This window comes from Luteibacter sp. P4_E6, assembly GCF_056401535.1.
On the sequence record NZ_JBFUJE010000254.1, the window covers coordinates 1 to 5,696 of the forward strand.

8 protein-coding genes are annotated in these 5,696 nt (G+C 65.7%); 7 read left to right on the plus strand and 1 reads right to left on the minus strand.

All coding sequences use genetic code 11. The features are described 5' to 3' along the window. From AC1DT2_RS14590 to AC1DT2_RS14620, 7 genes are all read left to right on the plus strand, one after another. Window positions 1-1,298, plus strand: a 1,298-nt coding sequence (locus tag AC1DT2_RS14590; RefSeq protein ID WP_477297071.1) for a chemotaxis protein CheA, incomplete at its 5' end; no start/stop codon positions are given. Window position 1,299: 1 nt separating this feature from the next. Then, entirely contained in the window at window positions 1,300-2,040 is a 741-nt protein-coding gene (locus AC1DT2_RS14595) for a flagellar motor protein (RefSeq protein WP_063573097.1), read from the plus strand. Then, window positions 2,037-3,005, plus strand: coding sequence for a flagellar motor protein MotD (gene motD / locus AC1DT2_RS14600; protein ID WP_477297072.1), 969 nt, complete (start codon window positions 2,037-2,039; stop codon window positions 3,003-3,005). Before AC1DT2_RS14595 ends, motD begins: the two co-directional genes overlap by 4 nt. Next, entirely contained in the window at window positions 3,005-3,793 is a 789-nt protein-coding gene (locus AC1DT2_RS14605) for a ParA family protein (RefSeq protein ID WP_477297074.1), read from the plus strand. The genes motD and AC1DT2_RS14605 overlap by 1 nt, the downstream gene beginning before the upstream one ends. Then, window positions 3,793-4,362: a chemotaxis protein CheW gene (locus AC1DT2_RS14610; RefSeq protein ID WP_477297075.1), complete on the plus strand. Its 570-nt coding sequence runs from the start codon at window positions 3,793-3,795 to the stop codon at window positions 4,360-4,362. The genes AC1DT2_RS14605 and AC1DT2_RS14610 overlap by 1 nt, the downstream gene beginning before the upstream one ends. Next, window positions 4,359-4,808 carry a chemotaxis protein CheW gene (locus tag AC1DT2_RS14615; protein ID WP_477297076.1) on the plus strand — a complete coding sequence of 150 codons (450 nt, stop codon included), beginning with the start codon at window positions 4,359-4,361 and terminating at the stop codon, window positions 4,806-4,808. Before AC1DT2_RS14610 ends, AC1DT2_RS14615 begins: the two co-directional genes overlap by 4 nt. Before the next feature lie 73 nt (window positions 4,809-4,881). Further along, window positions 4,882-5,325 (plus strand): DUF2802 domain-containing protein, encoded by a 444-nt coding sequence (locus AC1DT2_RS14620; protein WP_477297078.1) that lies wholly within the window; start codon window positions 4,882-4,884, stop codon window positions 5,323-5,325. Window positions 5,326-5,400: 75 nt separating this feature from the next. Here the strand turns inward: AC1DT2_RS14620 and AC1DT2_RS14625 are convergent. Then, window positions 5,401-5,696, minus strand: a 296-nt coding sequence (locus tag AC1DT2_RS14625; RefSeq protein WP_477297080.1) for a hypothetical protein, incomplete at its 5' end; no start/stop codon positions are given.

The following is a 5,696-nucleotide window of genomic DNA, read 5'->3' on the forward strand; positions in this document are numbered from 1 at the left end:
CATCGGCGATCCCAGGCGCCGCGACACCGCCCGTCGCCACCGCGCCCATCGTCGAAACAAAAATCTCCAAACCGGCTCCGGCAGCAAAAACCGCCGCCGCGACCGAAAAACGCACCTCCTCAACCGCCGACACCACGGTTCGCGTCGACACCTTCCGCCTCGACAGCCTCGTCGATGCCGCAGGCGAGCTGGTTCTGGTTCGCAACCGCCTCACCAATCTCGCCCCGCGCGGCACCAACGATCCGATGGAACGTGCCATCGGCGAACTCGAGCGCGTCGCCGAAGACCTGCAGAACGCCGTGTTACGCATGCGCATGCAGCCGGTGGGCAAGCTGTTCTCGCGTTTCCCACGGATCATCCGCGATCTCGCACGCCAGCTCGGCAAAGACATCGAGCTGATCACCGAGGGCGAAGACACTGATATCGACCGCACCGTGGTCGAAGCACTCGCCGACCCGTTGGTGCACCTGCTACGCAACTCAGTCGATCATGGCATCGAGATGCCCGACGTGCGGGAGCGCGCCGGCAAGTCGCGCTCCGGTACCGTGCGGCTTTCCGCCGGTCAGTTCGGCGACCGCATCGTCATCACCGTGACCGACGACGGCAAGGGCATGGATCCCGAGATGCTGCGCCGGAAGGCCGTCGAGAAAGGCCTGATGGACGAAGAGCAGGCCGCACGTCTCGACGAGCGTGAGTGCTTCGACATCGTCTTCCGTCCCGGTTTCTCCACGGCCGCCGAAGTCTCCGACATCTCCGGTCGTGGCGTTGGCATGGACGTGGTCAAGACCAAGATCGTCGAACTCGGCGGCACGTTGTCGATCGACTCACGCGTTGGCCACGGCAGCACGGTGCGTCTCTCGGTGCCGCTCACGCTGGCGATCATGCGCGTGCTCATGGTCCGCGTCGGCAATCGTCTCCTGTCGCTGCCGCTGTCCAATGTCACCGAAGTGTTCGAACTCGTGCCGGGCCAGATCCAGGAACTGGATGGCCGCATCGTCGCCGCGCATCGCCAGCGCGCTCTTCCGCTTGCCGACCTCGGCAACTGGGCCGGGGCGGCGGGGAAGGGCGGTCACGTGGTGGTCGTGCAGATCGGCCACCAGACGCTCGGCTGCCTGGTCGACGAAGTGCTCGGCCGCGAAGACGTCATGGCCAAGCCGCTCGGTCCGTTCCTCAGGGACGTTCCCGGTGTCGCCGGCGCGACGATTACCGGCGATGGCCGCATCTCCCTCGTGCTTGACCTCGCCGGCCTCGCCGACGACGCTGGCCAGGTGCTGCCTTCACTAAGGATGGCTGTCTGACATGGATATCGTGAGCGTCGTCGGAACGATCCTGGCCTTCGTGGTCATCATCGTGGGTACCATCCTCAAGGGCTCGAGTCTCGACGCCCTGTGGAACCCGGCCGCGTTCGTCATCGTCTTCCTCGGCACCCTTGCCGCGCTTCTCGTGCAGACCCCCGGGCCTGTGCTCAAGCGCGCCTGGACCATGTTGCCCTGGGTGTATCGGCCGCCGGATATCGAGTCGGAGAACCTCGTCAGCCGCATCGTCGGCTGGAGCGAGATTTCCCGTCGCACCGGACTTCTTGGTCTCGAGCCGGCCATCGAGCGTGAATCCGACCCCTTCATCCGCAAGGGGCTTCAGCTGCTTGTGGACGGCACCGAGCCGGATGCCATGCGCTCCGTGCTCGAAGTGGAGGTGTACGCTCGCGAACACACCGATATCGAAGCCGCCAAGGTCTACGAGAACGCGGGTGCCTACTCGCCGACGATGGGCATCATCGGTGCCGTCATGGGGCTGATGTCGGTCATGCAGAACCTCGCCGACCCGAGCAAGCTCGGTCATGGCATCGCCGCGGCCTTCGTCGCGACGATCTACGGTATCGGCCTGGCCAACCTGCTCGCCTTGCCGATGGCGTCGCGCCTGAAAGGCCTCGCCCGCTTGCGCTCGCAGATGCGCGAGATCCTCGTCGAAGGCCTGGTCTCCATCGCCCAGGGCGACAACCCGCGGCATATCGAGAGCAAGCTTCAGGGGTTCCTGTCGTGAAGCGCCGCCACCACGAAGAACACATCAACCACGAGCGCTGGGCGATTCCCTACGGGGATCTGATCACGCTTCTGCTGGCGTTGTTCGTGGTGATGTACGCCGTGTCGGCGGTGAACGAGACCAAGTTCCGCGTCATGGCGCAGTCGATCAACGAAGCCTTCAACGGCACCGGTAAGGTCATCGAGCCGATCCGGGAGGCGACGCCTGCGGCGCAGGTGCCGCTGCCGAACCAGTCACGCGCACCTGTCGCCGCACCGATCGCCAAGATCGACGTGCCGATTCCGCCGCGCAACCTGCCGCTGCCCGGCCACGAAGGCGCCGCGCCGACGCGGCAGGAGTCGGCAAACATCAATACCACGACGGCGGCGAACACCACGGTCGGCAAGACCGAGGACGCCAGTCTCAGCCAGATTGCCGACGAAGTGCAGCGCGCGATGAAGCCGCTGATCGACAAGAACCTGGTCAGCGTGCGTCAGACCAAGGACTGGCTCGAAATCGAAGTCCGTACCGATATCCTCTTTCCCGTCGGCGTGGCCAAACTTCAGGGCACGGCCGAAGACGTGCTGCGCAAGCTCGCCGGCATTCTCGGCCCGTTCCCGAACGCCATGCGCATCGAGGGCTATACGGACAACACGCCCATCGCCACGGCCACGTTCCCGTCTAACTGGGAGTTGTCTGCGGCGCGCGCGGCCACGGTCGCTCGCCTGCTGACGACGAGCGGTGTCGATCCGCATCGCGTCGGCATCGTGGGCTGGGGCGAGTTCCGGCCGACCACCGATAACAGCTCCGACGAAGGTCGCAATCGCAATCGMCGCGTACTCATCGTCGTGATGAGCGATAAGGCCGAACCGGCGCGCTTTTACAGCGACGCTGACCGTCTGCCGGTTGTCGGCGCTGCCGGTGCTGCAGGTGCTGCGGCGACTCCGGCGACTCCGGCGACGTCCCCCATCGCGGGGAATCGCTGATGCTCGTCTGGGCGATCTCCAATCAGAAGGGCGGCGTCGGCAAGACCACCACCACCGTGGCGCTCGGCAGCCTGCTCGCCGCTTCCGGCAAGCGTACGTTGCTTATCGACATGGATCCGCATGCTTCGTTGTCCGGCTACATCGGCGTCGAGGGCGGCGCACACGGCAGCGTCTACGACCTGTTCGGCATCGGCGGTAATCCGCTTCCGCCGGGCACGCTCGTGCACGCCACGAAGTGGGATCACCTGAGTGTGCTTCCGGCATCGGCGGCAATGATCACGCTGGACCGCCAGCTCGGCACGCGTCCTGGCATGGGTCTGATCCTGTCCCAGGCGCTTGCCGAGCTCGCCAGTGGATTCGATCATGTGCTGCTCGACTGCCCGCCCACTCTCGGCGTGCTGATGGTCAACGCGCTTGCCGCGAGCGACAGGCTGCTCGTGCCGACACAGACCGAGGCACTCGCCCTGGCAGGTCTCGAGCGCATGCYGCGCAGCCTGTCCATGATCGAGCGCTCGCGTGGTCGCCCGCTGCCGCGGACCATTGTGCCGACGATGTTCGATTCGCGCACGCACGCTTCGCGCGCCTGTCTCGAGCAACTGCGCGAGACGTACGGCGAGAGCGTCAGCGAGGCCGTGATTCCTACCGATACCCAGATTCGCGAAGCGAGCGCGGCGGGCGTGCCCTTGGCATCCTGGCCGGCCGCACGCCGTGGCGGGTTGGCGTATCGCCAGCTACTCGACGAGCTGCTGGCCTTGCCGGCCACTTCCGTCGCGGAGGCAGCCGCGTGATGCGCGCCCTGCAGGACGCCGAGCAGATCGTCGCCGATTACCTGGCGGAACTACTGACGCCTGCGTTGCCGCCGGTCGCACCAGACGCCGAGGTCAAGATCGTTTCGATCGACCCCTGGCGCACCGTACCGATCGACGAGCCCGCGTCGCGTGCCGATAGCCGCTACTTGCTATGCCTCGCCGCAGGCGTGCGCCTCGCCGTGCCGATGGCCGATATCACCCATATGCTGCCGATGCCACCGCTGACGCCGCCGAACACGACGAATCCGATCTGCCTCGGACGCTGGCGCCATCCGAGCGGCGTCGCGCGCGTCGCCGACCTCGCCGCGATCCTCTCGCCGGACATGGCGGGCGCCCACTCGCCGACGCTGATCCTGCTCGGTGATCGCGCCTGGGCGCTGGCCTGCATCGTCGACGAAGAGCCGGTGGAACTCGATGCGGCAGCCATCCAGTGGCGCAAGGGTGCGACCACGCGGCCCTGGCTTGCCGGTATGTCCCAAGAACCCAAGTGCGGCGTGGTTTCAACCACGGCGCTTATCGAATGGCTGGAAAAGGAGCTGGGTCCGTGACTGACACCCTACGCGACGGGCGCGGCGCCTGGCTTGGATTCTCACTGAAGGGACAACGCTACGCGGTGTCGCTCGCCAGCGTGCGCGAAGTGATCCGCTGCGGCGACATCACACCCGTGCCGGGTGCCCCCGACGACGTCCTCGGCATCGTCAACCTGCGCGGCCAGATCGTCCCCGTGCTCGACGGCCGTCGGCGCTTCGGCCTCGAAGGCCGCATCGACGTCACGGAAGAAGATGCCCAGCGCGTCATCGTCTTCGATGACGCCGGCAGCATCGTCGGCATGCGTATCGACGTGATCGGCGACATGCTCGAGTTCAATCCCGCCGACGTCGCCCCGCCGCCGCCCGGCCGCGCCACCCGCCGCGACGACCCCGTCAGCGGCGTCATCACCCGCGACGACGGCTTCATCGCCCTCATCGACATCCCCCGCCTCTGCCGCGCCTGACACCGCAAAACATCGCGCTTCAGCCGACGCTCGCTTTGCGTTACCGTGTCCCGGCATTCAAGGGAATCACCACATGAACCCCGTCATCGGATACGTGCTGATCGCACTGGCCGTCCTCAACCTGGTCGGCCTCCTGCTGCTTTTCCGCCGCTTCGGCACGGCGCCGTTGGCGTCGCCAGCTGCGACCCCGCCGACCCCGGCCACGCTCGCCGCAAGCGCTGCATCGGCTTATGAAGACATCCGTGACATCCGCGAAGAGCCCACGCCGGCCGTTCCACCCGACGCACTAGCCGCGATGCTCCGCCGTCTCGAGAACCGCCTCGGCGATATCGAAGACCAGGTACGCCGGAATCCTGCCGTGACCGTGGCGGGCGAGCCGGGTGCGGCAACCGATCGGGCGCTTGCGCTTGCCCAGCGCCTCGCGCGCCAGGGGGCCTCGGCGAAGGATATTTCCGAGACGTGTGGGATTTCGTTGACTGAGGCGGAGTTGCTGCAGAGGTTGCACGCGCCTCGCTGATTCATTGGATCGAGCGGACTCTAGGGGCGAGGGATATTTGGGCGGCGTTGGGGCTGAAGTGAAATTCCTTCGGCGTTACAAAATGGGGTCGCCGGGACCGCGGCCAGGCCGATGCATCTGGTGAAAAAGCCACGTGGCTACCTCCTGATTCATGAGCCCCGACACGAAAATAGAGTTCCAGTTGTTCTTGCTTCGATGCGAGTCGTCAAGAATGTCAAGTTCCTCTTCTAATATGCTGAGGAAATCCTGAAGGCTCGCTGGATCGTCCTTAAGCGCCCTAATGACCAGGGTCGGTTTTCGACAAAGGTCGATCCACTTGTCGCGGAGGAAGGAGGTTACGGCAGTCTTGGCGACTATGGAGCGGATATGAA